Raw genomic sequence first — 26,925 nt, 5'->3', positions numbered from 1 at the left:
ACATAGTGTCCGGCACCATCTGGTCCGATATATGTACAACAAGGATCGTCTCCGACTTTGGCCGAAATGGCTGTCAGGATCGGTTCAACCAGCTTGTACGCACTCTCTTGTCCACCTGGCATAATTGCAGGGCCTTTCAACGCGCCTTCTTCCCCACCGGATACACCTGTACCGATGAAGCGAATGCCTTTGTCTTCCAACTCTTTGCTGCGACGTTGGGTGTCAGGGAAGTATGCGTTACCGCCATCAATGATGATGTCGCCCTCATCCAAATGAGGAAGCAGTTGTTCAATGGTAGCGTCGGTTGCATAACCAGCTTGTACCATGATCAGGATTTTGCGCGGGGATTCCAGGGATGCCACAAACTCTTCAATAGAGAATGTGCCTGTCAGGTTTTTACCTTCGGCTTCTTTCAGAAGATCGTTGGTTTTCTCCGGGGAACGGTTAAATACCGATACCGTGAAACCTCTGCTTTCAATGTTAAGGGCCAAATTTTTGCCCATTACTGCAAGTCCAATGACACCGATCTGTTGTTTCGCCATCTGGTCCTCCATCCTTTGCTCCAATTAATTTTATTGAAATGAATTCTCAACAATACCCCCATTTTAACGGTTTTACGCATAGAAGTGAACCCCGGACCATGGTCGCACAGCGAGAAAACACCCCAATTACCTGAGGTGTTCATCGTATTTTCATAAATACAGCGTTATATTTCAGCCTTCCAGCATCAACATGTGCCCTGACAACTGCTTTAAGACTTTACGACAGACATTTGCTTTTTCGATATTATCCATCTGAATGGCGGCATACAGACGCTCCAGTTCATCATCCACTTCCATGCGCAGCAGCATGAGTCGCTCCTCGCCTTCGCGCGAGAGGAACATTTCTTCCATCTCTTCCGCCGTCGGCGCAGGTTCCTTTTGAAAAATAACACGCTGTTTGAACCCGGATACTTCAACGAGACGAATGACTTCACCAAACAAAATATTCTCCACGGTCATCTGCTGATCCTTAAACCGTTTCACAACGGCATGCCCGCGTGTATCCCCAATCAGCTTCTCCAACCATTCCGCAAGCTTTGCGTCCTTGATAATATAATCTCCGGTCATCTTGTAATTCCCACTGCGCGTCTGTTGAAAACGGAGCTTTACCAGCTTGCGTCCGGTGCGGACTGACAGAATAAAAAAGGATTCGTCCTCGCTCCAATATAGTGAATACCCCTCACGAATAAGGTCTTTGATCAAATTTTGGATATGCCGACGGTTGAACCGCAGCTCCAGATTGCAATATTCAACTTCATAACTCTTATTCACGGCACTCCCTCCATCTGTACCGGAGATGCTCCGGCCATCTTCTTCAATCGCTTCTACTCAATCGGCTTACCCTATTTTATACTTCATTTTATGTAAGGGTACTTGGTTATTTGACTATTTTTCACCGATTGATCCTAAGGATCGCAGCTTTCCGCAGATGCACAGGGGCAAGCCCCCGATTTTCATGATATAATGGACGCGAAATGAAGGTATGCAGAGGTTATGTGCGGACTGCGAATTGATCGGGATGATGCCCTTGCTGCAGATGGGTCAAGTTCCTGGAAACGGTTCGTTCAACGTTCAAAACACTGCTGCCGCTCTATAAGATGTCTTTGTCTTAAGTACGTTGAACGATTAGTTCCCAGAGTTGATCACTCCGGCGGGCAGAATAATCTTCCCGTCGTTAGCTGAATGGATGCAATGGTTGCACCATGCTACATAAAAAGGGAGTTCCACAACCTGTATGGTTGTTGGAACTCCCTTTTCTTATTGGATCCACCTTATCAGACTTCAATCGCATCATTTGGCAGGAGCTGTACGATACGGTTTACGGGATAACACATAGTGCACAACGGCAAGTCCAGCCATAACGACAGCACTTCCGATAAATGGAGCCGGATGACTAACGTGATCCCACAGCAGTCCGGATACAATCGGCCCTACGACCATGCCTGATCCCTGAAGGGTCAGGAAGAAACCCCAGATCGCTCCGCGTTCTCCTTTGGGAATCAATGTGGCTACAAACGCATTCCAAGCCGGGAGAATCATCGCATAGCTGACGCCAACCAACATGACGATACCGAACACAACTGGAATAGACGTAATAGAAGAAAAAGCAAACAGACTCACTGCTGCCATTAAAAAACCGATGTTCAGGAACGGTGCCGTTCCAAACCGGTCTACCATTTTCCCTACAGGCAGCAATGCAATGACCGTAATGCCTCCACCCGCTATCAGCAACAAGCTGTATAGGTTGGGCGAGATGTGCAGGTCTGTGCGAGTGTATAGCGTAATCACGGGACTGAGCAGACCAATAACAAAAGACTGCATGAATAGTGCAGGATATACGAGCGGATTAACATTAAGGGTGCTGCGTACCCGTTGCAATGTACCCTGGACACTGTTTTTAAGTCGGATGAACGGCGTGAAAATATTCGGTTTAGCCGGATATTTCATATCTGACCGCTTCGTCTCACTTTCCGCATGCTCTCCCTCAACAATGACACGTCCGGGTAAAATCAAAGCGACCAGAATGACCAGAATTGCAACACCCATCAACACCAAGAAAATGGTGCGATAATCGTGATGCGTCCGCTCCAATAGCCAGTTCATTCCGATCGGCCCTAGACCAGTCCCCCCAAGTGCCGCCATCTCCAGCGCACCCATGGCTGTACCGTTCTTGTTCTGTGGCCCCGACATCGCAGTCACGCCTGTCATAGCGCAAGGCCAAAGGGGTGACGTGCCAACTCCAAGAATGAGACAAGCCATGGCAAGGCCAAATGCACTTTTGAAGAATATAATCATGATTACAGCAACTAATGTACAAATTAGCGCCGTCACCATTGTCGCGCGGAACCCGATCCGTTCTGCTGCCCAGCCAGAGGGAGCCCGGAACAGATTATCTCCCAAATATTGAAGGGCAAAGGCCACACCAATCACGCCAGCGGACAAACCCAGAATATTGTCCATATACACGGGCAAAATAGCGACCAGCAGGGCACCTTTAATAATTTCAACTAGAAAAAGCGTTAGCCACATGGCGATAAAGAAAGGTGATCGCAGGATTTTGGCTGGTTTTGTATTGGTTTGCATTCTTTTTCCCCTTTCGATGCTTGCTTGCCCATCTCCTATCCTTACTGTAACCCTCGGGGATGTGTCCAAATCTCAGCAATTCGAAAAATTGTCAAGCAATATTGCTTGCATTCGGTTCTTAATTTGCTATACTCAAATTTGTTTGAGATTACAAAATGATAAGTTATCAGCGAAGCTGAACTAAATCCGTGATCGCAAGAAAAACATCCGCTACATGCGGTCTGTCTTCATAGAATTTACGTCGAAAGACGTTTTTCTTACAAATTATAATTAGGAAAGGTTGTGACAGCACTGATGGATCACCGCCGTACGCCGCTGTTTACCGCTTTAAAAAATCACGCGGCACTCAATCCGGTGCAATTTCATATTCCGGGACATAAAAAAGGATTGGGAACGGATACCGAATTTCGTGAATTTATCGGCGATAATGCCCTCTCCATAGATTTGATTAACATCGCACCGCTAGATGATTTGCATCAGCCAACCGGTGTCATTGAGGAAGCGCAGATTCTGGCAGCCGATGCCTTCGGAGCCGATTATACCTATTTTAGTGTACAAGGCACAAGCAGTGCCATCATGACCATGATTCTGTCGGTATGTGAACCGGGTGACAAGATTATTGTGCCCCGTAATGTGCATAAATCGGTCATGTCTGCCATCATTTTCTCAGGAGCGAAACCCGTATTCGTCTCTCCTGCGCAGGATGCCAATCTAGGGATTGATCACGGTGTCACTACAGGCGCGATCCGACGTGCTCTTGAGCGTCATCCCGATGCCAAGGCTTTGCTCGTCATTAACCCAACGTACTTCGGCGTATGTACCGATCTAAAAGAAATTGTTGAACTGGCGCATAGCTATCAAGTCCCAGTACTTGTGGATGAAGCGCATGGCGTACTCATTCATTTCCATGAAGATCTGCCGCTCTCAGCCATGGCCGCCGGGGCTGATATGGCTGCAACGAGTGTACACAAGCTCGGTGGTTCGATGACCCAGAGTTCTGTACTCAATCTGAACACGAAGAATGGATATGTGAATCCACAACGTGTACAAACCATTCTGAGTATGTTGACTTCAACGTCGACTTCTTACATCCTGCTGGCTTCGCTCGACACGTCGAGACGTAATCTGGCTCTGAATGGCCATCAGATGGCACAGAAAGCCATTGATCTGGCTGAGTTTGCAAGACGCTCCATTAATGATATGGACGGACTATATTGCTTCGGCAGAGAGCTGCTGGGCACAGAGGCTACCTTTAATTACGACCCAACCAAAGTAACCATTCATGTTCGCCACCTTGGAATTACAGGCTACGAAACAGAGAACTGGCTACGTGAGCATTACAAAATCGAGGTGGAGCTCAGTGATATGTATAATATTCTGTGCCTCATCACACCGGGAGATACGGATGACTCCGTAGAAATCTTGCTGAACGCCCTGCAGGATCTATCCCGTACGTATTATCAGGTGAATCCAGCCCATGAGCTGGTGGTCAAGGTTCCAGATGTACCACAGCTGATGCTGACTCCACGTGATGCGTTCTATGGTGATACCGAAGTCATTCCTTTCAAGGAATCCGCAGGTCGGATTATTTCGGAATTCATCTACGTATATCCACCAGGAATTCCGATTCTGCTGCCAGGTGAGGTTATCACTCAGGAAAACATCGATTACATCATTGATCATGTTGAAGTTGGACTGCCTGTAAAAGGACCTGAAGACCGTAGCGTAACCAACGTGAAAGTCATCGTGGAAGCAGATGCAATATTCTAGAACAGCCACCTCTGCATGAGGTTGATCGATCTCTAAGGACCAAGCGGGATGCTTGGTCTTTTTTATTTTTTCTCCACACAGACTTGTCCTGCCTTGGGCTTATGATCGCTGTCTTATTTGCATTTTTCCACCTATTCCACTGTCCCTATCGCAAGAAAAAACAGCATATACACCTAATAAAAAGCAAACAAAAGGCCCCCTATAATTAAGGAGCCTTCTTGCTTTATTCCAAAAGGATGACTATTCTTGGCTTGCAACGAGTTCGTTGTACGCCGCTTCAACACGGGTCCACTCTTCTTCGTCTTCAATATTGTAGAGCACCATTTCCTCGTCTTCTTCTTCCATACGCAGAATGATGCCGTCAGCTTCAGGATTGTTACGTTCCAGCAGGAGCGCATAAACATGCTTCTCCACGTCAAACGTCTCCACCAAAACCATCTCCACGTCATTTCCGTTCTCGTCTGTCAGTGTCAGAAGAACTTCTTCATGCTCGTGGTCGTGGTCGTGGTCTTGACCGCATCCGCAGGCATCGCCGTGTTCATGTGTGTGATCGCTCATTGATATACCTCGCTTTATAAATAGAAATTGTGTAACCTTGCATATCGTAACATGTTCAATGGTCCAGGTCAATTTAACCGACAAGGTTATTTTTGCTTCAATCGTTCAGCGCGGTAATGATTTTCTCGGCTGCCAGTACATAATTACTGTTTGCATTTTCTTTAATATAAAAACCGACTTGATACTTGCCAGCCCGGCTGAAATCATACGTAAAATCGTACGTTCGGAACCAGAAGTTATCCTTCTGTGTCTTAAGCTCCTGAGACTGAATATCCTTAACCTCACCACTTGGATTGGTAATCGTCACCTTCACGGCAGCTATATCTGTTGTCAAACTGTCGACTTGTGAGAACACATTAAATTTCAACTTACCCACGTTCACGTTGCCAAACACGGTATCTCCCTTGAAGAGAAAAATATGTACATTCGGTTTGATAACCGTTACTCTCTTGTTTGTGGTATCCCATCTGGCGATTCCGCCCGCTTCTCTTACAGGTACATAGGTCGTTCCGTCAATCAGATAACCACCGTCAGCTGCTTCCTTGCCGTTAATGAGAACCCGAATCTTCTCGTTCACTGAATCTGCAAACAATAAAGACCCGCCGAGCAAGGAGAATACCGTGACACACAGCAAAATTCTTTTCCATTTCATTCCGTCAATATTCCCTCCCCTGCTGCTAGCTGTTGTACATTTATACTGCAGGTTCATCCACAAAGTTGCGCTGTTTTTCATCATTTTTCATTTTTTATCCAGAATATTTTCCACCCCTTGGAACGATCAAAAAGAGGCGTTCCCTGTTAAAGGACGCCCCTATAGTATAGTTGTTGGCAATACGTAATTATACGAACTTCTTGTAGGTCAAACTTATTATGAAGCGGACTACGAAGTATGACGAGTCAATATACAAGGTACGCCCTTGCCTACAGCTCCATCGGTTCGCATCCGTGCTGCATAATCCATTCCTCGTGTACAGGGGGTCTTGCAACGCTCACATACATCCGAAGTAACCAATTTCATGGATACACGAAGTTTGTCACTCTTTAACGCGGGAGCCTTTTTTCCCTTTGCTTTTGCCATCCCGGATTCCCCATTTCCCCAATTGCTTGCTGATGTAATGCATCATATGGGGATTCGCCCGGTTGTGTGTCAAAAGCAATAAACTTCGTGCATGATATCGTTTAAATGAAACCGCCGTTTGCACGCAGCGTCTGTCCTGTAACCCATTGCGACTCTTCACTGACAAGGAAAGAGATCACATTTGCAATGTCCTCCGGTTCACCTAGACGACCAAATGCATTCATTTTACGTAGCCCTTCGAGCTGTTGCTCCGTCTTCCCTACAGAAAACAACTCGGTATTCACCGGGCCTGGTGCAACAGCATTAATAGTGATTTGTCTGGAGCCAAATTCTTTTGCAAGCTGACGAGTAATCTGTTCAACTGCTCCTTTGGTACCTGCGTACACGCTGTATCCCGGAAACATCTGTCCGGTTACAGAAGTGGAGAAGTTAACAATTCGGCCCTGCTCCTCCATGTGTTTCAATGCTTGCTGACAAGCAAAAAATGTACCTTTCACATTGATGGCAAACTGCTGATCGAATTCTTCCTCCGTCACATCTGCCAAAGGCGTTGTCTTCATGATGCCTGCATTGTTGATCAGAATATCAACTTTTCCAAGCTGGCTAATCGTTTCGGAAAATAAACGCTCCACATCTTCCTTTCGGGCAAGGTCAGCCTGAACGGTAATGGCACGGACTCCTTTTTGGCGAGCAATATCTGCCACCTGCTCTGCTTTGTCTGGGCTGCTCGCGTAGTTAATGACGACATCCGCGCCCAATTCAGCGAGTTGCTCTGCTATAGCACGTCCGATCCCCCGGGATGAGCCAGTTACAATGGCTACTTTACCTGCTAGCTTTTTCATTTACGATTACTCCCTCTCTTGTTCAAAATGTAATAATCCCTTTTCTATCAACAACCATACCTGTGCAAATTCCGCATCAATTGTAGGGCTCTGCCATTCATAGGCGTGTGCCGGATGATGAAAACGGGCTGTAGCTTGAAGGATCGCCGTTGCAACCACGTCTGGGTTGTTAAATTGGAACTGGTTCTCCTGCTGGATAATCTCACTCAAATGACGTACAAGATGTTGCACATGTTTATTGATAATATCTGCGGATTCCTGAGTTACCCGTGCGTACATCTCAAACAACTCTGCATCGGATTCGGCATAATGACGTTTACGAGCAATTAATGCTTCTATATATACTTTCAGATGACGTGTTCCCTCTCCGTTATAACTCTGATCCTTAGTTATTGCCGTCAAAGGCGCAATAATCTCATCTTCGAGCCATTGTGCGGTCACGCCTTCAAGTAATTCTTTCTTGCTTTTATAGTGCCTGTAAATCGTACCGTGACTAACTCCAAGCAATTTAGCGACATCCGTAACAGATGTTTTGGCAACACCGAAGCGCCGGAGAGTTTCCTGCGTTGCTCCAATAATTTGTTCCTTGGTTAAAAATTCAGAAGTTTTGTCCTTTTCCATAATGATTAAGATGGTTACACCATCCTCAAGTCACCTCCGTTGAAATTAGATTAACACAGCGAATAACAAATGACAAATATTTATTTTTGTCATTTGTTATTCGCTTGATGATTTATATGTAAGAGCGTAAAGAAAAAAAGAGCCCATTTAATATGGCCCTTATCCAAAGTTTTAATGTTTCTCTTTTTCTAGAAAACGAACTTAAACAATACGAAGATTACCGAAAGAATCCCAGCGAGAATTAGCCAGTTGCTAATTTCCCACCAAATGCTCTTCCCTCCGGCTAAAAGCTGTTGTTCATTTTCTTCATGGCGCTGTTTGTGTGTATGTGACTCTGAGGCATGGGGCGGCTTGCTAAAGTCCATCATATACATTCCCCTTTCCAGCAGCTTTAATCTTATGGTTCCATTATAACCCATAATGAGCAGAAATTTATTAATTCTCAAAAAAGATGCTATTTCCATACAACAGTAGAGGAAGCGTGTCATTAATCCATTGTTCCATAGGCACGTTCCGACCCTGCAGGTTCCATTGATAAGCCGTGCCATACATCCCCCAGCTTAACAGAACTGCTGCTGTCTCTTTACGAGAGTTCTGCCCCGGTGTGGAGGTTTTCTGACGATTCAACAGTTGCAAAATAATAATCTGGATTTTTTCTCTAATTTGAAGTTCCAGTACGGTTCCCAGTGACCTGTAACTTCGTTCGCAGCGAGTACTGACTTCAGCATGAAATTCACACAGGGCTGTTAATATTTTTCTCAAAACTTCTTCATTAAATGTATCACCCTGATCCATTCGATCATTCAATTTCTCCATGAATGAATACGTAACGGTCGAATCCAGAATGGCAAATTTATCGGTGAAGTGTGCATAAAATGTGGCTCGATTCACCGTAGCTTTTTCGGTAATATCCCCCACGGTCAGAGAATCAAAGTCCTGATGCTGCAATAGGGATAGGAACGCATCCTGCAGGAGCTGACGTGTCCGAATGACACGAGGATCCTGGTTATTTTTAATCGTCATTCGAACGTCTCCTCGCCTTTTGCATAATGTTCGCAACAAAAATATAGGAACTGTTGTCTACGCAACGATTCTGCATTTTTGCTGATTGTAAGCCTGATTGGATTAGTATAGCATGCTTAACAACAAGCGTTGTTTACATTACTTTAGTTGTCTAGTCTACTATTTACAATCTAAGAATGAAAAGGAGAAACATGATATGAAAACCATCGTCATTGTTGGCGCAGGCCCCGGACTCGGGATGGCTATAGGACAGAAATTTGGACAAAACGGATTTCAAGTAGCTCTGGTATCACGACACCAAGACAAACTCGATAACCTGGCAGCCCAGTTAAAATCAGAAGGTATTGAAGCATCCAGCTTCGCAGCCGATCTATATAACCCGGAACAATTGACACAAGCTTTTGACCAAATCAAAGAGAAGTACGGTTTTATTGATGTGCTCGAATTCAGTCCTACTGTTGGACAGTTCCCTCCGACACCTGCCATGAATGTTACTGCGGATAATGCATTGGATCAGTTCCAGGGTCTGGTACTTGGTGCAATTCATAGTGTGCAACAGGTATTACCAGCTATGCTGGAACGTCAGACTGGAGCGATTCTGTTCACCACTGGGCTTTCCGCTATATATCCAATTCCGATGATGGGTAACGTGGGGATTGCTTTGGGCGGATTACGAAACTATGCCAACAATCTGCATACGGACCTCGCTCCGAAAGGCATTTATGTGGGTCACCTCTCCTTGGGTGTATTCATCAAGCCGGATACACCAACAGATCCTAAATACATTGCTGACGCTTGGTATGATATGTATGAGGAGAAAGATAAAGCTGAGGAAACATTCCCGGTTGGTGTTACTCCAGAAACGATTGTCTGGTAACTGGAGATTTTCAAAAGATAGTTTTGCGTTGTTATATATAAAACCACCCTTTTCACTTAAAAAGTGAGGAGGGTGGTTTTGGTAATCACATAATGACTAACACAAGTTATACGCATGGATGTGAGGCTTAACAACTATTACTTCAGGCACTTACTTCAAGCTCTCTCATTTAGCAGACAATTCTTCTTCCGTGACCCATTTATGATTCTTCACCGGATCTCCGCCTGTGGTCGGGGTATAATCAACCATATATACCGTCGTTTGCTCAGCGGAGTCAATCGTTGCCTTAGCACCTTTCATTCCTGGCATGTGGTCAGCGTTCAGCACAACCTCTGCTCCTGCTGCATACGGTTGATCCGTATGGTCCTGAATTTCCTCTTGAATGACCCATTTATGATTTTTCACAGTGTCTCCCCCTGTAGTTGGTGTATACGAGACTGTATACGCTGTTGTCTCATAGGCTCCCACAATTGTTGCTTCTGCACCCTTCATTCCGGCCATATGGTCCGTACTCAACACGACATGGCTGCCCACTGGATATGTAGGATTTTTCTTTTCCTGAAGTCCTTCCGGTAATTCTCCCGAATCCGAGTGGTGCATCTCTCCTGTGCTCGCTGCATGACTGTCACTACTGCTATTATCCTGCTCAGCATTCTTGCCACATCCACTTAACATCAGACTGCCCGTGATCACCGTAGTCAGCAATATCATTGCATACTTTTTCATGAGTTGCACTCCTTTAAACTTTCGATTTCTACACCTATAATATACCCCATATGGGTATATTTCAACCGTAATTGATTTCTTTATCTATTATTTGGTTGGTTATCGCTGCAGAATTAAGAGCATATCAAAAAAACCTCCGATTTTTCGGAGGCCTTCAGTTTTTAGAAATTATTTTAAATACATGCTTCAGACTTCAACATGAAGTTCGAAACGAAACCGTTCGATCGACTCAGCTCAATAATTAGGCTATTCCCACGGTAACATTGACGTTCCCTTTGATTCCTTTGGAATATGGGCAGTAGTCATGCGCAAGTTTTACAAATTTCTGTGCTGTCTCCTCATCCAAACCCTCAATTTTAACTTCAAGTTCCACTTCCAGTTTCACACCATTATCCGTAGGGTCCGTCACAAGCATAACCGTAGCCGATACTGTGCTTCTCTCAATTTCGACTTTGTGTTTCTTTAACTGAAACTCCAGCGCTGAATTAAAGCAAGCACTGTAGCCTGCTGCAAACAATTGCTCTGGATTCGTAGCTGTCGTCACTTTGCCTCCCAGTTCAGGTGGGGCAGCGACATCGAGCATAAATACGTTATCTGGCGATTGCACAATCCCTTGACGTCCACCTGTATTGATAACTGTAGTTTCATATAATGTTTTCATGAGTATTGGCTCCTCTGTAATTTAGATTTTATTTTGTAAAGATGATGTCTCTTTTGTTTTGATAACAATTAGATTGTACACAATTTAATTGTGTTTGTAAATCATTATTATAAAATTAAAAACAACCATTCCCTCTTGTAATAGCAGGAAATGGTTGCTCCGTAATTGATAAATATCTATCACTGATCCAAAAGTTGAATCTACCTAATATAGTTTAGCTTTTACATTTTCTTCTCAAAGCCCTCCATCGGTGCAAGTGAATTCTGGTAGTCAGTCCCTTCCTGACTGTCGGTAGTAACGTGCATGACCTCCCGAAACGAACCTTCCAGATAAGTCTGCATCGCCAATGGAATGCGCAACTCATCCATATCCGACGGGGATATTTGGTAACGAATGCTGCCAAGGTCACCTGCTTTCACCTTCTGTACCCATTTTGGCTCACGAATCAATTCCCGTCCGAGTGCAGCCAAAGTTGCCCCGGCGTTGATGACCTCTTCCGCGTCTTCCGGCCGCTCAATCGATCCGATGCCAATCAGAGGTTTTTTGTGATCCAAAACCCGGACGAATTTAGTTAAGATTGGCTCTTTGTCATCGGGGTGGTTTAAAGATGTTCGTTTGTAACTTCCCATCGACAGATGAATGTAATCAACCCGAGTGTCTGTCAGCGCCTGGGCAAAAGCCAAGGAGTCTTCGAGCTGGATGCCCGGCATATGAATTTCTTCCGGTGAAATCCGGTAACCGAGGATAAAGGGTTTATCCGCATGGGCATCAATAACTGATGCAACCTCCTGAATGACTGCCAGCGGAAATCGCATACGATTTTCAAAACTGCCACCCCACTGATCGGACCGTTGATTGGAATTGACGGAGAAAAATTGCTGCAATAGATATGTGTTGGCCCCGTGAAGCTCTACCCCGTCAAAACCAGCTTGAATGGCTCGTAAGGTTGCTCTGCCGAAGTCCTTAATAATGTTTTCGATTTCCTCAGGAGTCAATTCACGCGGCGTCTCCGAGCCGATTGGATGAACGGCAGCGATTGCACTCGCACTGGTGGGTTGTACACCTCTTAGCGTTTTGGAGTTCGTTTTGCGCCCTGCATGAAAGATTTGCACAATGGCTTTCGTTCCGTCTTTCTGAATGGCTCTTGCAATTTTGGAAAGTCCTTTGATTGTAGAATCACTTGCGATGGAGAGCTCACCTTCGAAGCCTTTTCCCCCATCGGTTACGTACGCAACACCTGTAATGATCATTCCAGGGCCTCCAGCCCGTTCGGCATAATAATCGACTTCATCATTGGTGATGGAACCATCGAAGAAACTGGACATTGTTGTCATTGGCGCCATGACCACTCTATTTTTCAACGTAAAACCATTCGCAAATGTATAAGGCTGCAAGAAATTACGATTACTATTTTCCATATATATTCTCTCCTTTTATTAGGCGTGTCCACCCTTGTCTCTGTTTCATGAGTTATTGTATAGTAGGGTGAAAAAAGAGTATAGTATGCACTTAAAAGGTAGATACTAACTAAAAGGAGAGTGGAATATGGAAATTGCTGAGGAAGTAAACGTTAAACCATTTTCACATGCCATGTCGTTGATCGGTGGAAAATGGAAAATGCATATCTTATTTTGGTTATGGAAAAAAGAAACATTGCGATATGGAGAACTGAAAAGAGCTTTGGATGGAATTACGCATAAAATGCTAAGCTCTCAACTGAAGGAACTAGAAGCCGACCAATTAATTATCCGTACAGAGTACCCACAATTACCGCCAAAAGTAGAATACTCTTTGTCTCGTGAAGGATTAACGCTGATGCCTGTGCTGGAAATTCTCTGCGATTGGGGTAGACAGAATCTTGCTGATTTGCAGAAGAATTAGTCAAACTGCTGCAAGCTATATGTATATTTTCAGTAGAATACTACAAGTGGAGCAGTACGTGAACATAATTTACTTGTTGGGATTTTAAAGTGCTCGCAATCATTATGGAGAGCATCTTTTGGGGGAGTAGTGTAGTTTAGTTTTAATCTTCTGAACTCTCAAGTAGAAATTTTCCGATAATATTCTCGTTGCTATCGTACAAGTTTATATACTTATCGACTTTTGGTTCATTCATACTCTGAATTGCTTCTTCGGGAGTTTGTGGCAAATCTTGATTCATATCTGAAGTCTTGATGTAACCTTCCGTTCCGTTTACACCTATAGCCTTAACTAAATCTATTTCTTTTCCATCATGATAAACAAATGAACCATATGTTTCACCTTTATCATTGATTTTTACTTCCATTTGATCTTCAGAGGGACTAGTATTAGCAGATGCAGCTCCCCATCCATAGACACCTATTCCAATCCCTAAAGCAAAAATCACACCAACTGTAATGAATTTTAGTGATTTTGTTCTCATAAGAATATCCTCCTATAGTTGAATGATTAGTGCTGTTTTATTCAAGTTATTTTTGGTCTGCTTGAAAATGCACCCTGATCTTTACTTGTGAAAGTACTCAAAACTTTGTTTGTAATTTTAATTTCCCTATATATAAATGAACACTTACAATCAGGGAATGTTACACAGTGAGAAAACTTTTTATATATAATCAGAACGCCGGTAGTTCTGCAATTGTTCATTTTAATTCTGCCGGTGTTGGATCGCTGCATCATAAGCAGTTATTTTCTCATTATGGAGGCTTTTGACGGCAAATAGTCGATTTATAATTATTTCTGCCAAGTGATTAAATACTTTTGGCTGCTGTTGGAACATTCCAATAATTAAATTTCACGGAATCCGACATACGCATGCAAAAGAAACAGCTGAAAAGTTAAACACTGTTCTTTTCGGTTAACGTAAAAAATACCAACTCACAGTTAATGTGACGTTGGCATTTTTTTAACGATAATCAATAACAGAACTTGTAGAAAGCAATTTAATTAACGAGATACTTAGCAAAATAACATGATCTTGACCAAAAATTAACCATTTCTCTTTAATGAACACAAAATTATAGTGTAGTTTCTTCTATAAAGAAAAGAAGCCTTGCTCTGCAAGGCTTCTCGCGTATGATCTGTAGTGGGCTCGAACCACTGACCCCTACCCTGTCAAGATAGTGCTCTCCCAGCTGAGCTAACAGATCATGATATCTGATTGTTTTCCAATCAAGTAACAGTATCATACCAAGTAACCGTGTTCATTGTCAATTGTTATATTGGTAATATTTTATTCGAATTGGTGCACAATAAAGGAATGATTACCATTTTGATGACGAGGTGACTTCCATATGAGGAACATGAAAGAACGTAAGCTGCGTTTATTTATCATAGCCAAAAACTTAGCCTGTTTGATTGCGCTTGTTGCATTAATATACGTTTCTGTCGGTTGTAGTTTGGAACGAGATGAACATACAGTACAATTCCAACAGTTAAAAGAGCCCCATGAGGTGAATGATGATCTGCCCGTTTGGCTGGATGTGTATTCCAAGTCTGTTGTGCATGACGTTTACTCCCCACAAGGCAATGTTGAAGTCTTACCCTGAGGAACATCAAATTGCATTTCACTCGTCTTCGTCCCACTTTTTGGAGTACGCCTTCTTAGTCACATAATACAACAAAGCAATCATTCCTGCCGCCATCAAAAGGGTGATTGCCATCACTCCTGCCATACCCATGGTGCGCCCCTCCTCTCCCAGTATGTTCCAGTCTTAACTATACAGGAAAAGCATTTTTTTGTATAATTCAGTCTGATAGCGTAGAGCAGAAAGAAGGTATGGAATTGGCAGCTGAGATTAGTTATGTAACGACTGAAGAACAACTCCAGGAAGCATTGGATATTCGCAATCATGTTTTTGTAATCGAGCAGCAGGTGCCTGCTGACATTGAGATCGATCAATATGATATCATCAGTCCTGATGTGCATCACGTATTGTTGAGTAAAGATGGACAGGCTGTAGCCACAGGGCGTCTGATCTATTACACCAAGGATACCGCCAAAATGCAGCGTATCGCTGTACTCAAATCTCATCGTTCGTTCGGTTACGGACGTGTGCTTCTGTTAGCCATGGAAGAACGAGCACGCGAATTGGGATTGGCCTACTCTGTTTTGGACGCACAATGCCAGGCGCAGAAGTTCTATGAGAAGCTCGGATATGAAGTGATCTCGGAAGAGCCTTTTTATGATGCAGACATTCTGCACGTTCGTATGCAAAAGAGCCTGTAAATAACCTCTGCGTGCGATATGAAGCTATGTAGTGCATACTTTTTTTTGATCCGGACAGGCTAAAGAGGTAACCAGATTCCTATTTGGTCAGATAAGGAGAGTGTGACATCATGGATCAAACGACACGCGAAAGCTTCACAGCAGTACAAAAAAATGGTGACGGCGATCTGACAGCGTTTCAAACTTCATCCGGACGTGTGCTGGATTACCAACAAGCACTGGCAGAAGTAAAAGCAGGATCAATTGCAGGTGTGAATGTCTTTAAAGGCAAAGACGGCGAAATGTACATTCGCGGTGACGCAGACGGCGACCCAACCAATAACCTTGATCAACTTCCTATCTTTTAATAGATGTATGCTGATTAACATGGCGCCAATCCGGCATTCCGGGTTGGCGTTTTTTACGTTTTAATATTCGGTAAAATATTTCACGGCATCGCCAGCAGGCTGGCTTTTGCGAATGGGCTGTGATTCCTGCTCCCATGCTTGCAGAATTAGTATGCCTTCCAGCGTAGACTTGTTCTCCCACACAATATGCTGCCTGCGCTCAAGCTCCAGCAGTGACTCATGAATGAACGCCTTGGTTCTGCCCGTCTTATTCTCCAGCTCATCCATTCGTGGTACTCGGCGACGCTGCCCCGCATAATTAACAATAATACGCAAAATTTTGCGTTCAAAATCATTCAACATATTTCTTCCTTCCCTTCATTATGGAGTACGGGACGCCATGCCAGAATACCTTGTTCAAGAAATGTTCGGGGTGCCCCCTCTTTCCCTGCGGATGCTCTAATCTTACCTTCCCGTACACTGTTGATTCGAATCTGCCGCTGTGTAATATGCCCTGCACGATCCATGTAGACGAGCTCGACCATCTGACCAATATATTTCCCTAGCATAATCATCCCTCCAATAAGAACATGTGTTTGTTTTATTATTATATGCGAACATAAGTTCTTTATTCAACAACTAAAAAAAGGATTTTTTTGAAATAAAAAAACCAGACTCACTCCCTTTCATAGAGAAGTCTGGTTCCTATCCTGCCTTGCTATGCAGTGCATGTTCAGTTCAACGTCGATCCGATTCCGTGAATTGTACTTTTTTCAGCTGCTGGGTAGACGGGTTAAAATCAACATTTACAAATACAGCAAATTGTTTACCGTCTTTGTTACGTACCCATAACTTGAACTGTTCACGGGATTGGTCTGCTGTTAGTGAGGTGCGGCCGATGTGTTTGTAATCCAAAATATCCACGTTGTACTTGGTTTGTGTTTCTTTCACTGCAATGATTCCCCACTTCGCATAATCCGGAATTGCAGTTGCTGAACTTGTTGCTAGTCCACTTAAACTTAGTATCACCGTCATCATGGCTACGATGAGCATTCTCATATCATTCACTCCTCGGGACAATGTTTACGTTAGCCTGCCCTGTAGAAGTTTATTTTACACCAGTAGACGAAGGATAAACGTAATCGGTTGCTGGAGCGATTGAATCGTACTGATCGCCATCTTATACCGTTCGATTGGTGATTTGAAACTTATCCCCCAGTCACCCTCCAATAAAAGATTACGCCGTGGTGGATCTTCCGGCTTTTCCAAACCGTACTTTTCTATAAGCGCATCTTTTCTTTGTTGATCCAACTCACTCGGATAATCTGCATATGCTGCCGTAACATCGCTACATCCAAAAACGACAAGCAGCAGGACACCCCATCCTACCATAATCCAACTTTTGCGCACTCTCAGTTTCTCCTTCATTTAAATCAGATAATGACAACCATACTTAACTTCATTTGTCCTGATTGTACATAAATAATACGGGATTGGAAATAACAAATGTAGACTTAACTACATACGCCTTAAGCCTCAATTGCAAAATTATGGGTTTAGCGTATTCGATAAACGTGTAATAGGCCATGACAACATCACTTCATTATTCTGAGCAATCATTTCGAGGAGGTTACACCGAATGTTCAAACGTATGGATGAAATCGCAATTGAAATCCCCAATGTCGAGAGACCGGACCCGAATGCAGCGGCAGCGATACAAGAATTGCTGGGTGGTAAATTCGGAGAGATGTCAACGTTGAACAATTACCTCTATCAATCCTTTAATTTTCGCTCTAAAGAAAAATTGAAACCCTTCTACGATCTGGTGATGAGTATCACCGCCGAAGAATTGGGTCATGTAGAGCTTGTGTCCCATGGCATTAACAAATGCCTCAGAGGTTCCACTGAGTACAAAGAGCCTGACGATACACCACTTGGTTCCGTGAAGGATGCGCGTCTGTCCTATCATTTCCTGGCTGGCGCACAGGGAGCAATGCCTTTCGACTCCATGGGCAATCCATGGACAGGCGCCCATGTTTTTAACAGTGGAAATCTGGTCGAAGATCTGCTGCATAACTTTTTTCTTGAATGCGGAGCACGTACACATAAAATGAAAGTTTATGAAATGACCGATCACCCCGCAGCCCGGGCAGTTGTTGGCTATTTGCTGGTACGCGGTGGCGTGCATGTGGTCGCTTATGCTAAAGCGCTTGAAATCGCAACCGGAGTGAATGTAACCAAATTGGTGCCGATTCCATCCTTGAGCAACAAATCCTTTAACGAGGCTTGGAAATACGAAGAAAAGGGCCTACACACTAAGCTGTATACCTATAGTGATAAAGACTTTACTGCAATCAGTCAGATCTGGAAAGGAACACACCCCGAAGATGGACAACCGCTGGAAGTCATTCAAGGCGTACCTGAAGGGTATCCGATTCCTGAAGCTCCTGCGGTGGAAGAAGAATTCGCACCAGGTATTTCGCAGGAAGACTTCCAGGAAATTGCACGTCGTCTGAAGATGGCGGGAAATATTGCGGATTAAGAAAGCTTTGTTGTAGTGGATGTATTAGTTGTTGTTGATATGGCATGAAAATGGATTAAGCCCTCGGATCTTGCTGCTTCAGTGGCAGGATCGAGGGCTATTATTGATATATTAAAACATGGATTTAATGCTGTTGATGAACTTTTGCCCTGTGTTTGGCTCTGTCAATGCAATGTCCCACATCACTATATTGGTCACCGGATTTGAACCATCGGTTATTACTTTTATAGTCAGTTCATTAACTCCCTTTAACGGAGTTTGAAAAGAGTCAGGATGGTTCTCCCCGCTGTTTGCTGATACAACCAAGGAATAAATTTCTGTGCCATCGGCGATAAAGCTTATTGTAATAGTCTCATGGCTTGTTCTTCGGACAACATCGTCCGGTATAGCGAAATAACCTTTCATATTTTTGTATTTTTTATTTAAGAGATATGAAAACTCATTCGTTTTTTGTTTTTCTCTACTGTACAGATTGATTTGAGGCTCGACATTTGTTTGTCCTACTGTAAAACTGGAGAGTTCTTCATCCCATACTACAGCCCCATCGCTCGAAACAAGTTCATTCAGTGCAACACTTTTTCCGTCAACGTTATCTAAATAATGATTGAGGCCGCCAACAACAGTGATCGTACCTATTGAAAAAATAATCGCTGTCAGGAAGATTCGAATAAGTCCTTTTAATGTATTCCGATGATGCTTTACTATCCGCTGTGCTCCATATCCAACGGCAGCCCCTAAAGTATTAATCAGGATATCGTCTATATCAAACGCACCTAAACGGGAAATCATTTGCAATGTCTCTAACATCGTAATGCAGAGAATGAATATGCTGATAAAGCGAATAAACCCACAGCGAAAGAGGAGCGGAATGACCATCCCGAAGGGGATGAATGCTACAAAGTTCCCCATTTCAAAAAACCATATCTTAAAATCTCTCCCCATTGGAAAATGTAAAGGAATTCCTTCAGGGGTGAAGCTGTATCGCCAGCCCTGATCAGGACTGGCCGAGCTTCTATCGAAGCCCAGGAATAAGAAATACAATGTTAAACAAGTATACAACGATAACAATACAATGATGAATTTTCTTGACTTTCCTTGATACAAAATCAAAATCACACCTTCTTTTTTCAATAAACTTCTACATCATCAAATCATTCCTACACTACAATTTGCAGGACTCACGTTGACTCATGACTCATCACTTCGATCAGCATGTTGGCCCCCAGTCGAAATCCCTGAACAAATGCAGCTTCGCTATGCATACCATCACATTGACCACACAAGTCAAACAACTGTTCTAGCTCACGGAATTCTCCCTCGCTCAATCGATTCTTCCATTGTTCCGTCAGAGACGCAATTTGCCGCCCTAATAATTGGTATTCAGGATGTGTCGGCATCATCGTCTCATCCGGGCGAAGTCGCCCGCTATAAAGTGCTTCCAGAATTGAATTCATGTGCATCCTCCCAGAAATGGATTTGCATCGACTTGAATGAGCGTTCTGCACATGGTAGGATATTTATGCAGTCAGCTCATTGATAGTGATTGCGGGATAGGAAGCAGCGCTGTTCTTCGTGGGACGAACGCTGCTTTCTTTTTTTTATTTTTGGAGTTCGTCGTAAATCTTCTCAATCCCTTTGCGAACGATGTCTGATCGGTTCGTATTCAGCTTCTCAGCCGAAGCATCGAGCTTATTCATAATTTCATCATCGACACGTATCTCGATCGTCTTGCTTTTGGGTTTGTCAGATTTAGGACGCCCCATCTTTTTGGAGGACATCGCTTCACCTCTTTTTTTGTCCTGACATTAATGTATTATTGTCAGGACAAAAAGTCAATTCATTTGTAAAACATACGTTCTTTATTTTGTGGCTTCCAAATTAAATACATGTAGATCGTCAGTTCAACTCAGAAAAAATATCACTCATGTTATATGTAGCTATGACTTGTACTTTAAAGTACGGATCTGTTTTTGACAAAAAAACAACCCTGAAAGGCATTAAGCCGTTCAAGGTTGTTAAGGGCTGCTCCTCAATATGAACTTTCCTGAATCACTGAACTGCTTGTTATTGTATTTTATTCAGCAATGGTATTATAACCTCATCCAATTTCTCAAGCATCTCATCCTCCGTAGGATTTTCTAATATTCTTTCTAAATCGCCCTTTAACATAATCAAATATTTAGAAGGCAATCTACTAATTAGTCCCGTCAGCATAAAATATTCCCATGTAGAGTCTCTTATTTTAAATACATTTTGAATATGAGGAATAAGTTCTTCTCCAAATCTTAAAAGTAAATCTTCTACGGATCTGAAAATGGGCCAATTCCCATCCTGCAACCACTCCGTAAGCTCAGGAATGATATCTCGCAACTCTTCATTACCTAATTCACTTAACTTACGCACCGCTTCAAAATCAGACTTATCGCGGGGAAGCCATTCTCTAACATTCAGACCTATCTCCTCTTTTCATCCAACATTGAAATCCTACATCCTTACTCCTGCTCCCCTACTGGCTCAATGTCTTCTACTTTTACTTCTATTGGATCCTGAATATCCGTCGTTGATATTGCATCTCGCATACGAATGGTCCATATTCCTATATCCTTATCGAAATCAACATTCTCAATTACAGGAATACGTACTTGCTCTCCGTCTGATGAGTACAATCCAGCCCGGATGGCATCCTCCTCACTCATATGAGCTCCATCTGGATTGGCCGGACAGGATACAGCAATCGTTTCCGCTCTGGCCTGACCGGGATAGGGCTGATTTTCCGGGCTGCCATCCGTCCAGATTCTCAACATAGGAGCCGATCTGTGGATCAGGCGCATTGGAGAACCATTTTGCCGGATAATACCGACTTTCTCCTTCGTTCGCACCGAAGTCTTCATATGCAGGATCAACCACTAGAATGGAATTGCCTTCGCGGTCAACCACATAACCAGTGAATCCATTATCACTTGGGGGATTCGCTTGAGTTTGCACAGAATTACAATCGATATGTCCTGAACATCCAGTAAGGCATACGATCAGGATTGAGAGCGATATCAGAACTCGACGAAGATGGGACATATGTAAATCCCCCTTTATTAACACCTATTTCTACCTTCAACGTTCAATATATGCTGATTGTTGCATGCAAACATACGTTTATCATAATCATGCGGGCAACAAAATCACTTCTTCCCGTATTGCTTGTACCAGTACCTCCCCCAGATCACTAATGCCACGCATAACAAGAGGGCACAGTATGCCCAGGTAAAAAACAAAGCCAGTCCCAATCCAATGTTGGCATCCAGCCGCTCTACACCCCACTCTGTATACATCGCAAAGCCCAAAGGTACAGTCCCTACAACAAATAATCCAATCAATAGTCCTCCCCAACGTCTGAAGACGGATTTGGCTCCTTCCTTCGAATTCTTTCTAATACCTTGCACCAAGATGGTTAGAATCAAAATCAATATCAGCCAAGTCATGAGAATTTCCAGCATAATGTTCATAACGTTCGCCTCCTCCACTTAGAATCGTTTTATTTTTGTACAAAGGATTTCCGCCTGTTTGTCCATTGTACTGCCAACCCGCTTTCGATAAACTGATCACATTCGAACTAAATTGATAATGATTATCATTATCCAATAAGTAACCTATGCGGGAGGAACCATAACGATGAACGCAACACGTAAGCTCGGTACCCTTATACTCATGATTACCCTGATTGGTGCACTGCTATCTGCCTGTGGCAGCAAAGCAGAACCACCCACTACGACCGCTGAAGCAGAATCAGGTGAATCGACCACCTCAACTCGAGCGCAGTCCGAACAAAGTGAAACCAAGAGTTACACCGACTCCCTGGGCCACACGGTAGAGATTCCGGTCAACGCGAAACGTATTATTTTCACAGGCAGTGATCTGGGAGATTTGCTTGCCCTGGATGTTAAACCAGTAGGTGCAGCCCTAGGCATCATTGGTGATCAGATCGCTTATCCCGAATTGCTGGATGGGATTGAAGATGTAGGCGACTTGCAAGGCGATCTGGAGAAAATCACTTCATTAAGTCCTGATCTGATCCTGCTGGATGCTGGCGGCAGTTATTATGAAGAGAACCAATATACTTTGTTATCGAAGATTGCTCCGACAGTAACCTATGACCGTCTATCAACCAATGAACGTGTGAAAGTCTTCGGTGACATTCTAGGGAAAGAGCAAGCAGCCGAGGAATGGATTAAAACCTATGCAGAGCAATCCGAGCAAGTACGAAATCAGCTTGATTTGCCCACAGGTGTAACCGCATCCGTCTTTCTCCAGCTTGGCAAAGATATGTACGTGATGGGCAACAGCGCACTTGCCGAAACTGTGTATGATACATTGCAATTCACCCCTGCTCCCAAAGTTAAAGAATCCTTGATTGATAAAAATGAACGTTTTGCCAACATCTCCAGCGAGCTGCTGCCGGAATATGCAGGTGAATACTTGTTTGTCCTCACGGATCTATCAGAGGAAGAGCGAAATAACAGTGACTCCATCATGACGACCGACATCTGGAAGCCCATCCCGGCTGTTAAAAACAATAAAGTCTACTATCTTAATACCAAGTGGAACTTTGATGATCCGATTACCAAAGAACGACTGATGGACGAACTGCCTTCCATACTAGGAAAATAACACATCAATTCACGAAGCGTTAGGATCTTCAGGATAAACCATTTTGCTAGAGAAGCATTATCTGTAGGGCTACTGCCCTCCACTCATGACCGGTGCAGTTCCTGACACACAGGAGCCTCCGGTTATTTGCCATTGAAAAAAAGTGCTCCTTTATATACAATCAACTATAATTGATAACTATTCTCAATAAATATGCTATGAAAAGAGGATTCCGTGTTGAGACGACCTACCCAGAATACTCCGGATCTTCTGTCCCTATCCTATGCCAACTCGCGATCCCATTTGCTCAGCAAACTGCTGACACCGAGCATCTCCTCCGTTCTTGAAAAGCATTCCCTGCTCTCGTTTACTTCGGGAAAAGGAACTTTATATGTACAGGATATCCCTGTACCCGTCAAAAAAGGAACCACCATGCTCCTGCATCCCCAGAGTCAGATTCAATTAACCGGTGATGGACAGTTAGACGGAATCTATATCTCTTTTGACGTGTTTGCCAGAGGTAGCAAGGAACCGGCATCTGCCTTGGACCGTCTTTTTCCTTACGGACAGCCTATACCTATTCGTCCGTTCTCTCAATATGTTCATTTGCTTGAACAACATGTTGGATTTGGGGAAAACGCATCAGATGAGATGCAACAGTTCAGACAACAGATTATTTTACAGGAAATGATCGTGCTTCTGCTGGAAAATGCTCAAACTGTTCGCAAAAGTACTCATCCAGACGAATCGGTGCGCGCCACCATTCAATACATTGGGCGGCATTACACAGAATCAATTACAGTTGAACAGCTTGCAACTCAGGCCAGTATGGGACGCTCACAATATAGTTCACGATTCCAGAGCATAACGGGGTATAAGCCGCTGGACTATATTACCCGGTTACGAATCGAACAGGCCATGACCCTGCTGATGCGCACAGATGATCCTTTACGTGAGATCGCTCGCAGCGTAGGGTTCAGCGATGAGTACTATTTCAATCGGCGATTCAGCCAGATGACGGGGTTTTCACCCAAACAATATGTTCGTCAGCATCGAAGCGACAGGAATTTCTTATCCACTTGGAACGTATCCCGAACTTCACCTGACTCGGAAAACATATCGTCCGCTTCCCCCTCACTGGCACCATCCGACTCAGAGAATGCACCTAATGCAACTAATGCACTTGTTTCATCCTTTCCATCAATTCTACCCGTTGCTGTTAACCCTGTGCAGTCTAAACCGACAACACACTCTCCCAAAATTGTCACGATGGGCAGTATGGTCGGACACATGCTGACACTGGGAATTCGGCCCGTTGGCGCAGAACTCACCATTATCCGTCATCAAGTCGTATACAGGAACCAACTGCAGCACATTGAAGATGTGGGTGTAATCAACAATACTTCCGCTATCGCAGGTCTGGCACCTGACCTTATTGTCTATGAGCACCGTTCGGACGCGATGAGAGAATTGCTTGAGCAGGTGGCGCCCACACTGACCATCAATCCGGCAAGCAATACCGCCGAGCAACTGCGCAGTATTGCCAAACATGTGGGTGAAGAACAGAAAGCGGAACAGTGGATTGCCCACTATGAAGAAAAACACGAACATATGTGGAGACGCCTGGGCGGAAGTACAGGCACGGGAGAAACAGCAAGCGTGCTGCTTGAGCTGGATGGAGAGTGGTATGTGATGGGGGTTCAGGGGTTCCCACTGACACTCTATCATCCCCTTGGGTTCAGCCCTCCCGATACCGTGGCTTCCCTGATGAAGAACGATGTTCGTTTTCTCAAAATTCAGAAGCATGAAGTGGCCGACTATGCAGGTGACCGCCTGTTCGTATTAACCTCCAGCAACCGTCGTCATGACGCCCATCTGCGACAACTTCTCAATCAGACCAGCTGGGACGAGCTACCCGCCTCTGTTCGTGCACACACGTATACCACTAATGCCAAATGGAACTTCGATGACCCGATCACAAGAGATCGTTTGCTCAAAGTCATGCCACGTATTTTAAACCATCCGCTGACTTAGTTTGCGTGATTCACTTCTCTTGCCATCTGGCACAACGTGATATTAAAAAGTAGAAAAGACGCCTTCGCTTACTCAGGATCATGAGTAGACGAAGGCGTTATTTTTTTACTCCTTATACAGCTCTCTTATAATACGTTCACAAACTCTCTGTTACGTTCAGGCACCGAACTGTGCATAATGCAGACGACTGTATACTCCACCTGCTTCAAGCAATTCTTCGTGTCTGCCCTGCTCAGTAATTCCTTGCTCGGCAACAACAATAATGCGATCCGCATTTTTGATCGTAGCCAATCTGTGGGCAATAACCAGGGTAGTCCGTCCTTCGGACAATTCCGCAAGGGATTGCTGGATCGCTGCTTCTGTCTCAGTATCCAATGCAGATGTAGCTTCGTCCAAAATTAGAATCGGAGGATTCTTCAGGAACATACGTGCAATGGACAAACGCTGTTTCTGTCCGCCGGACAGCTTCACACCGCGTTCACCAATTAACGTGTCCATTCCTTCCGGCATGGAAGTGATCAGTGTTTCCATCTGTGCACGACGAGCTGCCATCCAGATTTCTTCTTCTGTTGCATCCAGCTTGCCATACGCAATATTCTCACGAACGGTTCCATCGAACAGGAACACGTCCTGCTGAACAATTCCGATCTGACTGCGCAATGAATCCAGCGTCATGTCTTGAATCTCCTGACCATCGATCGTGATGCGACCTTCCAGCACATCATAGAAACGAGGCAGCAGACTGCACAGCGTTGTTTTCCCTGCACCCGATGGTCCAACAAGGGCCACTGTTTCACCAGCGTGAATATTCAGATCAATCCCTTTAAGAACAGGCTCCTGATCCGAATAGCCAAAGGTCACCTGCTCATATCGGATATCTCCACGCAGATGAGATACCGTAGTGGCACCCGGTCGATCTTCAACGTCCGGCTCCATATCGAGCAATTCCGTATAACGTTTGAAACCCGCAATCCCTTTTGGATACGTCTCAATAACGGAGTTGATCTTCTGAATGGGTGTAAGAAACACATTGGACAGCATAATAAATGCAATAAATTGACCATAGCTCATACTGCCTTGAATGACAAACCATGTGCCGCATACCAGTACAAAGAGGGATACCAGCTTCATCAGCATGTAACTGATGGAAGAGTTCCAGGCCATGATTCTGTACGCGATCAGTTTGGTTTGACGGAAACGGCTGTTGTTTACAGCGAATTGTGCTTTTTCATGCTCTTCATTAGCAAAAGCCTGAACCACGCGAATACCACTTACATTGTTTTCTACACGTGCGTTGAAATCTGCTATATCTCCGAACATTCGGCTAAATGCCTTGGACATCTTGCTGCCAAAATACAAGGATAGATAAATAATGAGCGGCACGATAATAAATGTTAACACGGCCAGATTTCCGTTAATGCTCATCATGATGCTGAATGCACCGATCAACGTCATTACTGCGATAAATACATCCTCCGGACCATGATGGGCAATCTCGCCGATATCCATCAGGTCATTGGTCATACGAGAAACCAGGTGTCCGGTTTTGGTATTGTCAAAGAAACGGAATGATAACTTCTGTACATGATTGAAAAGTGCCTTACGCATATCGGTCTCGATATTAATACCAAGCTTATGTCCCCAGTATGTAACAACAAAGTTGAGGAACGAGTTTAATAGATAAATCGCGAGCAGCGCAAGACATGCCCATAATATCCAGTCCCAGCGTCCCCCTGGCAAAAGGTCATCCACGACTCTATTGACTGCCAGCGGGAAGGCCAGTTCTAGCAGAGCTACGAAAATCGCGCAGCTAAAGTCCAGAATGAACAGCTTTTTGTAAGGCCTGTAATAGGCAAAGAAACGGCGAAGCATGGACTGAAGTCCTCCTTATAGC

Annotated in this window: 33 protein-coding genes, 1 tRNA gene and 1 pseudogene; 9 read left to right on the top strand and 26 right to left on the bottom strand. The window is 44.1% G+C overall.

All coding sequences use genetic code 11. The features are described from left to right. The 3 genes and pseudogenes from A6049_RS34100 to A6049_RS15640 form a co-directional block, all read right to left on the bottom strand. Positions 1-542 (bottom strand): annotated as a pseudogene (locus tag A6049_RS34100) (NAD(P)-binding domain-containing protein); the annotation flags it as partial. 171 nt (positions 543-713) lie between these two features. Beyond that, a complete protein-coding gene (locus A6049_RS15645; protein WP_063565568.1) occupies positions 714-1,313 on the bottom strand; it encodes a hypothetical protein in 600 nt (199 codons plus the stop codon). A 519-nt stretch (positions 1,314-1,832) separates the two neighbouring features. Next, positions 1,833-3,125, bottom strand: a complete 1,293-nt coding sequence (locus A6049_RS15640; protein WP_063565567.1) for an MFS transporter — start codon at positions 3,123-3,125, stop codon at positions 1,833-1,835. A gap of 294 nt (positions 3,126-3,419) precedes the next feature. On the opposite strand from A6049_RS15640, the gene A6049_RS15635 reads away from it, so the two are divergent. Next, positions 3,420-4,895 (top strand): aminotransferase class I/II-fold pyridoxal phosphate-dependent enzyme, encoded by a 1,476-nt coding sequence (locus tag A6049_RS15635; protein ID WP_063565751.1) that lies wholly within the window; start codon positions 3,420-3,422, stop codon positions 4,893-4,895. A 240-nt stretch (positions 4,896-5,135) separates the two neighbouring features. On the opposite strand, the gene A6049_RS15630 is transcribed toward A6049_RS15635, so the two are convergent. From A6049_RS15630 to A6049_RS15605, 6 genes are all read right to left on the bottom strand, one after another. Further along, complete coding sequence (locus tag A6049_RS15630) at positions 5,136-5,453, bottom strand: DUF1292 domain-containing protein (protein ID WP_063565566.1); 318 nt, start codon at positions 5,451-5,453, stop codon at positions 5,136-5,138. Between the two features lie 97 nt (positions 5,454-5,550). Continuing rightward, entirely contained in the window at positions 5,551-6,105 is a 555-nt protein-coding gene (locus A6049_RS15625; protein ID WP_063565565.1) for a hypothetical protein, read from the bottom strand. 228 nt (positions 6,106-6,333) lie between these two features. After that, a complete protein-coding gene (locus tag A6049_RS32610; RefSeq protein ID WP_072735367.1) occupies positions 6,334-6,531 on the bottom strand; it encodes a hypothetical protein in 198 nt (65 codons plus the stop codon). Between the two features lie 101 nt (positions 6,532-6,632). Next, complete coding sequence (locus tag A6049_RS15620) at positions 6,633-7,373, bottom strand: SDR family oxidoreductase (protein WP_063565564.1); 741 nt, start codon at positions 7,371-7,373, stop codon at positions 6,633-6,635. A gap of 6 nt (positions 7,374-7,379) precedes the next feature. Then, entirely contained in the window at positions 7,380-7,994 is a 615-nt protein-coding gene (locus A6049_RS15615) for a TetR/AcrR family transcriptional regulator (protein WP_063565563.1), read from the bottom strand. Positions 7,995-8,429: 435 nt separating this feature from the next. Continuing rightward, on the bottom strand, positions 8,430-9,017 hold the full coding sequence (locus A6049_RS15605; protein WP_063565561.1) for a TetR/AcrR family transcriptional regulator: 588 nt from the start codon (positions 9,015-9,017) through the stop codon (positions 8,430-8,432). Between the two features lie 196 nt (positions 9,018-9,213). Here A6049_RS15605 and A6049_RS15600 point away from each other — a divergent pair, with 196 nt between their 5' ends. After that, a complete protein-coding gene (locus A6049_RS15600) occupies positions 9,214-9,894 on the top strand; it encodes an SDR family NAD(P)-dependent oxidoreductase (RefSeq protein WP_063565560.1) in 681 nt (226 codons plus the stop codon). Between the two features lie 165 nt (positions 9,895-10,059). Here A6049_RS15600 and A6049_RS15595 read toward each other — a convergent pair whose 3' ends face one another. From A6049_RS15595 to A6049_RS15585, 3 genes are all read right to left on the bottom strand, one after another. Further along, positions 10,060-10,620 carry a YdhK family protein gene (locus tag A6049_RS15595; RefSeq protein ID WP_063565559.1) on the bottom strand — a complete coding sequence of 187 codons (561 nt, stop codon included), beginning with the start codon at positions 10,618-10,620 and terminating at the stop codon, positions 10,060-10,062. A 241-nt stretch (positions 10,621-10,861) separates the two neighbouring features. Beyond that, positions 10,862-11,281, bottom strand: a complete 420-nt coding sequence (locus A6049_RS15590) for an organic hydroperoxide resistance protein (protein WP_063565558.1) — start codon at positions 11,279-11,281, stop codon at positions 10,862-10,864. Positions 11,282-11,502: 221 nt separating this feature from the next. After that, a complete protein-coding gene (locus A6049_RS15585) occupies positions 11,503-12,699 on the bottom strand; it encodes an NADH-dependent flavin oxidoreductase (protein ID WP_063565557.1) in 1,197 nt (398 codons plus the stop codon). 127 nt (positions 12,700-12,826) lie between these two features. Between A6049_RS15585 and A6049_RS15580 the strand changes: the two genes are divergently transcribed. Then, positions 12,827-13,162, top strand: a complete 336-nt coding sequence (locus tag A6049_RS15580; RefSeq protein ID WP_063565556.1) for a winged helix-turn-helix transcriptional regulator — start codon at positions 12,827-12,829, stop codon at positions 13,160-13,162. 142 nt (positions 13,163-13,304) lie between these two features. On the opposite strand, the gene A6049_RS15575 is transcribed toward A6049_RS15580, so the two are convergent. Further along, a complete protein-coding gene (locus tag A6049_RS15575; protein ID WP_063565555.1) occupies positions 13,305-13,685 on the bottom strand; it encodes a hypothetical protein in 381 nt (126 codons plus the stop codon). A 651-nt stretch (positions 13,686-14,336) separates the two neighbouring features. Next, positions 14,337-14,409, bottom strand: a tRNA-Val gene (locus A6049_RS15570). A gap of 144 nt (positions 14,410-14,553) precedes the next feature. Here A6049_RS15570 and A6049_RS15565 point away from each other — a divergent pair. The 3 genes from A6049_RS15565 to A6049_RS15555 all read left to right on the top strand — a co-directional run bounded on the left by A6049_RS15565 (position 14,554) and on the right by A6049_RS15555 (position 15,835). Further along, entirely contained in the window at positions 14,554-14,808 is a 255-nt protein-coding gene (locus A6049_RS15565) for a hypothetical protein (protein ID WP_063565554.1), read from the top strand. Positions 14,809-15,044: 236 nt separating this feature from the next. Then, complete coding sequence (locus A6049_RS15560) at positions 15,045-15,488, top strand: GNAT family N-acetyltransferase (RefSeq protein WP_063565750.1); 444 nt, start codon at positions 15,045-15,047, stop codon at positions 15,486-15,488. Between the two features lie 110 nt (positions 15,489-15,598). Continuing rightward, positions 15,599-15,835 carry a DUF3892 domain-containing protein gene (locus tag A6049_RS15555; protein ID WP_063565553.1) on the top strand — a complete coding sequence of 79 codons (237 nt, stop codon included), beginning with the start codon at positions 15,599-15,601 and terminating at the stop codon, positions 15,833-15,835. Between the two features lie 60 nt (positions 15,836-15,895). Here the strand turns inward: A6049_RS15555 and A6049_RS15550 are convergent, their stop codons facing one another. The 4 genes from A6049_RS15550 to A6049_RS15535 all read right to left on the bottom strand — a co-directional run bounded on the left by A6049_RS15550 (position 15,896) and on the right by A6049_RS15535 (position 17,224). Further along, a complete protein-coding gene (locus A6049_RS15550; RefSeq protein WP_063565552.1) occupies positions 15,896-16,177 on the bottom strand; it encodes a hypothetical protein in 282 nt (93 codons plus the stop codon). Beyond that, positions 16,171-16,383 (bottom strand): hypothetical protein, encoded by a 213-nt coding sequence (locus A6049_RS15545; RefSeq protein WP_063565551.1) that lies wholly within the window; start codon positions 16,381-16,383, stop codon positions 16,171-16,173. Before A6049_RS15545 ends, A6049_RS15550 begins: the two co-directional genes overlap by 7 nt. Before the next feature lie 169 nt (positions 16,384-16,552). After that, on the bottom strand, positions 16,553-16,873 hold the full coding sequence (locus A6049_RS15540; protein WP_063565550.1) for a DUF3889 domain-containing protein: 321 nt from the start codon (positions 16,871-16,873) through the stop codon (positions 16,553-16,555). A gap of 54 nt (positions 16,874-16,927) precedes the next feature. After that, the gene (locus A6049_RS15535) at positions 16,928-17,224 is read right to left on the bottom strand and encodes a hypothetical protein (protein WP_063565549.1); all 297 of its coding nucleotides are present in this window, start codon (positions 17,222-17,224) and stop codon (positions 16,928-16,930) included. Between the two features lie 229 nt (positions 17,225-17,453). Here A6049_RS15535 and A6049_RS15530 point away from each other — a divergent pair, with 229 nt between their 5' ends. Continuing rightward, positions 17,454-18,356, top strand: coding sequence for a manganese catalase family protein (locus A6049_RS15530; RefSeq protein ID WP_063565548.1), 903 nt, complete (start codon positions 17,454-17,456; stop codon positions 18,354-18,356). Between the two features lie 111 nt (positions 18,357-18,467). Here the strand turns inward: A6049_RS15530 and A6049_RS15525 are convergent, their stop codons facing one another. From A6049_RS15525 to A6049_RS15495, 7 genes are all read right to left on the bottom strand, one after another. After that, on the bottom strand, positions 18,468-19,487 hold the full coding sequence (locus tag A6049_RS15525; protein ID WP_240321450.1) for a VanZ family protein: 1,020 nt from the start codon (positions 19,485-19,487) through the stop codon (positions 18,468-18,470). Positions 19,488-19,534: 47 nt separating this feature from the next. Next, the gene (locus tag A6049_RS15520; protein ID WP_063565546.1) at positions 19,535-19,810 is read right to left on the bottom strand and encodes a DUF6809 family protein; all 276 of its coding nucleotides are present in this window, start codon (positions 19,808-19,810) and stop codon (positions 19,535-19,537) included. Positions 19,811-19,954: 144 nt separating this feature from the next. Continuing rightward, positions 19,955-20,134 carry a ribbon-helix-helix protein, CopG family gene (locus A6049_RS15515; RefSeq protein WP_063565545.1) on the bottom strand — a complete coding sequence of 60 codons (180 nt, stop codon included), beginning with the start codon at positions 20,132-20,134 and terminating at the stop codon, positions 19,955-19,957. Between the two features lie 286 nt (positions 20,135-20,420). Beyond that, positions 20,421-20,807: a DUF5071 domain-containing protein gene (locus A6049_RS15510; protein ID WP_063565544.1), complete on the bottom strand. Its 387-nt coding sequence runs from the start codon at positions 20,805-20,807 to the stop codon at positions 20,421-20,423. 41 nt (positions 20,808-20,848) lie between these two features. Continuing rightward, complete coding sequence (locus A6049_RS15505) at positions 20,849-21,052, bottom strand: hypothetical protein (RefSeq protein ID WP_063565543.1); 204 nt, start codon at positions 21,050-21,052, stop codon at positions 20,849-20,851. After that, positions 21,045-21,428, bottom strand: coding sequence for a hypothetical protein (locus A6049_RS15500; protein WP_063565542.1), 384 nt, complete (start codon positions 21,426-21,428; stop codon positions 21,045-21,047). The genes A6049_RS15505 and A6049_RS15500 overlap by 8 nt, the downstream gene beginning before the upstream one ends. A 104-nt stretch (positions 21,429-21,532) precedes the next feature. Next, positions 21,533-21,856 carry a hypothetical protein gene (locus A6049_RS15495; protein ID WP_240321449.1) on the bottom strand — a complete coding sequence of 108 codons (324 nt, stop codon included), beginning with the start codon at positions 21,854-21,856 and terminating at the stop codon, positions 21,533-21,535. Positions 21,857-22,022: 166 nt separating this feature from the next. Here A6049_RS15495 and A6049_RS15490 point away from each other — a divergent pair, with 166 nt between their 5' ends. Further along, complete coding sequence (locus tag A6049_RS15490; RefSeq protein ID WP_063565541.1) at positions 22,023-23,018, top strand: ABC transporter substrate-binding protein; 996 nt, start codon at positions 22,023-22,025, stop codon at positions 23,016-23,018. A 216-nt stretch (positions 23,019-23,234) separates the two neighbouring features. Further along, positions 23,235-25,031 (top strand): AraC family transcriptional regulator, encoded by a 1,797-nt coding sequence (locus A6049_RS15485; protein WP_063565540.1) that lies wholly within the window; start codon positions 23,235-23,237, stop codon positions 25,029-25,031. A gap of 156 nt (positions 25,032-25,187) precedes the next feature. On the opposite strand, the gene A6049_RS15480 is transcribed toward A6049_RS15485, so the two are convergent. Beyond that, positions 25,188-26,903 carry an ABC transporter ATP-binding protein gene (locus A6049_RS15480; RefSeq protein WP_063565539.1) on the bottom strand — a complete coding sequence of 572 codons (1,716 nt, stop codon included), beginning with the start codon at positions 26,901-26,903 and terminating at the stop codon, positions 25,188-25,190. Between the last annotated feature and the right edge of the window lie 22 nt (positions 26,904-26,925).

Source organism: Paenibacillus sp. O199 (assembly GCF_001636635.1).
Taxonomy (GTDB): Bacteria; Bacillota; Bacilli; order Paenibacillales; family Paenibacillaceae; genus Paenibacillus; species Paenibacillus marchantiae.
The sequence above is the reverse complement of the archived record's forward strand: the minus strand, read 5'-3'. Positions and strand labels throughout refer to the sequence as shown.

Coding starts and splice junctions, on each gene's coding strand:
- A6049_RS15640 (WP_063565567.1), bottom strand. CDS start 3,125: ATGCAAACCAATACAAAACCAGCCAAAATCCTGCGATCACCTTTCTTT.
- A6049_RS15635 (WP_063565751.1), top strand. CDS start 3,420: ATGGATCACCGCCGTACGCCGCTGTTTACCGCTTTAAAAAATCACGCG.
- A6049_RS15630 (WP_063565566.1), bottom strand. CDS start 5,453: ATGAGCGATCACACACATGAACACGGCGATGCCTGCGGATGCGGTCAA.
- A6049_RS15625 (WP_063565565.1), bottom strand. CDS start 6,105: ATGAAATGGAAAAGAATTTTGCTGTGTGTCACGGTATTCTCCTTGCTC.
- A6049_RS32610 (WP_072735367.1), bottom strand. CDS start 6,531: ATGGCAAAAGCAAAGGGAAAAAAGGCTCCCGCGTTAAAGAGTGACAAA.
- A6049_RS15620 (WP_063565564.1), bottom strand. CDS start 7,373: ATGAAAAAGCTAGCAGGTAAAGTAGCCATTGTAACTGGCTCATCCCGG.
- A6049_RS15615 (WP_063565563.1), bottom strand. CDS start 7,994: ATGGAAAAGGACAAAACTTCTGAATTTTTAACCAAGGAACAAATTATT.
- A6049_RS15605 (WP_063565561.1), bottom strand. CDS start 9,017: ATGACGATTAAAAATAACCAGGATCCTCGTGTCATTCGGACACGTCAG.
- A6049_RS15600 (WP_063565560.1), top strand. CDS start 9,214: ATGAAAACCATCGTCATTGTTGGCGCAGGCCCCGGACTCGGGATGGCT.
- A6049_RS15595 (WP_063565559.1), bottom strand. CDS start 10,620: ATGAAAAAGTATGCAATGATATTGCTGACTACGGTGATCACGGGCAGT.
- A6049_RS15590 (WP_063565558.1), bottom strand. CDS start 11,281: ATGAAAACATTATATGAAACTACAGTTATCAATACAGGTGGACGTCAA.
- A6049_RS15585 (WP_063565557.1), bottom strand. CDS start 12,699: ATGGAAAATAGTAATCGTAATTTCTTGCAGCCTTATACATTTGCGAAT.
- A6049_RS15580 (WP_063565556.1), top strand. CDS start 12,827: ATGGAAATTGCTGAGGAAGTAAACGTTAAACCATTTTCACATGCCATG.
- A6049_RS15575 (WP_063565555.1), bottom strand. CDS start 13,685: ATGAGAACAAAATCACTAAAATTCATTACAGTTGGTGTGATTTTTGCT.
- A6049_RS15565 (WP_063565554.1), top strand. CDS start 14,554: ATGAGGAACATGAAAGAACGTAAGCTGCGTTTATTTATCATAGCCAAA.
- A6049_RS15555 (WP_063565553.1), top strand. CDS start 15,599: ATGGATCAAACGACACGCGAAAGCTTCACAGCAGTACAAAAAAATGGT.
- A6049_RS15550 (WP_063565552.1), bottom strand. CDS start 16,177: ATGTTGAATGATTTTGAACGCAAAATTTTGCGTATTATTGTTAATTAT.
- A6049_RS15545 (WP_063565551.1), bottom strand. CDS start 16,383: ATGCTAGGGAAATATATTGGTCAGATGGTCGAGCTCGTCTACATGGAT.
- A6049_RS15540 (WP_063565550.1), bottom strand. CDS start 16,873: ATGAGAATGCTCATCGTAGCCATGATGACGGTGATACTAAGTTTAAGT.
- A6049_RS15530 (WP_063565548.1), top strand. CDS start 17,454: ATGTTCAAACGTATGGATGAAATCGCAATTGAAATCCCCAATGTCGAG.
- A6049_RS15520 (WP_063565546.1), bottom strand. CDS start 19,810: ATGAATTCAATTCTGGAAGCACTTTATAGCGGGCGACTTCGCCCGGAT.
- A6049_RS15515 (WP_063565545.1), bottom strand. CDS start 20,134: ATGTCCTCCAAAAAGATGGGGCGTCCTAAATCTGACAAACCCAAAAGC.
- A6049_RS15505 (WP_063565543.1), bottom strand. CDS start 21,052: ATGAGTGAGGAGGATGCCATCCGGGCTGGATTGTACTCATCAGACGGA.
- A6049_RS15500 (WP_063565542.1), bottom strand. CDS start 21,428: ATGTCCCATCTTCGTCGAGTTCTGATATCGCTCTCAATCCTGATCGTA.
- A6049_RS15495 (WP_240321449.1), bottom strand. CDS start 21,856: ATGAACATTATGCTGGAAATTCTCATGACTTGGCTGATATTGATTTTG.
- A6049_RS15490 (WP_063565541.1), top strand. CDS start 22,023: ATGAACGCAACACGTAAGCTCGGTACCCTTATACTCATGATTACCCTG.
- A6049_RS15480 (WP_063565539.1), bottom strand. CDS start 26,903: ATGCTTCGCCGTTTCTTTGCCTATTACAGGCCTTACAAAAAGCTGTTC.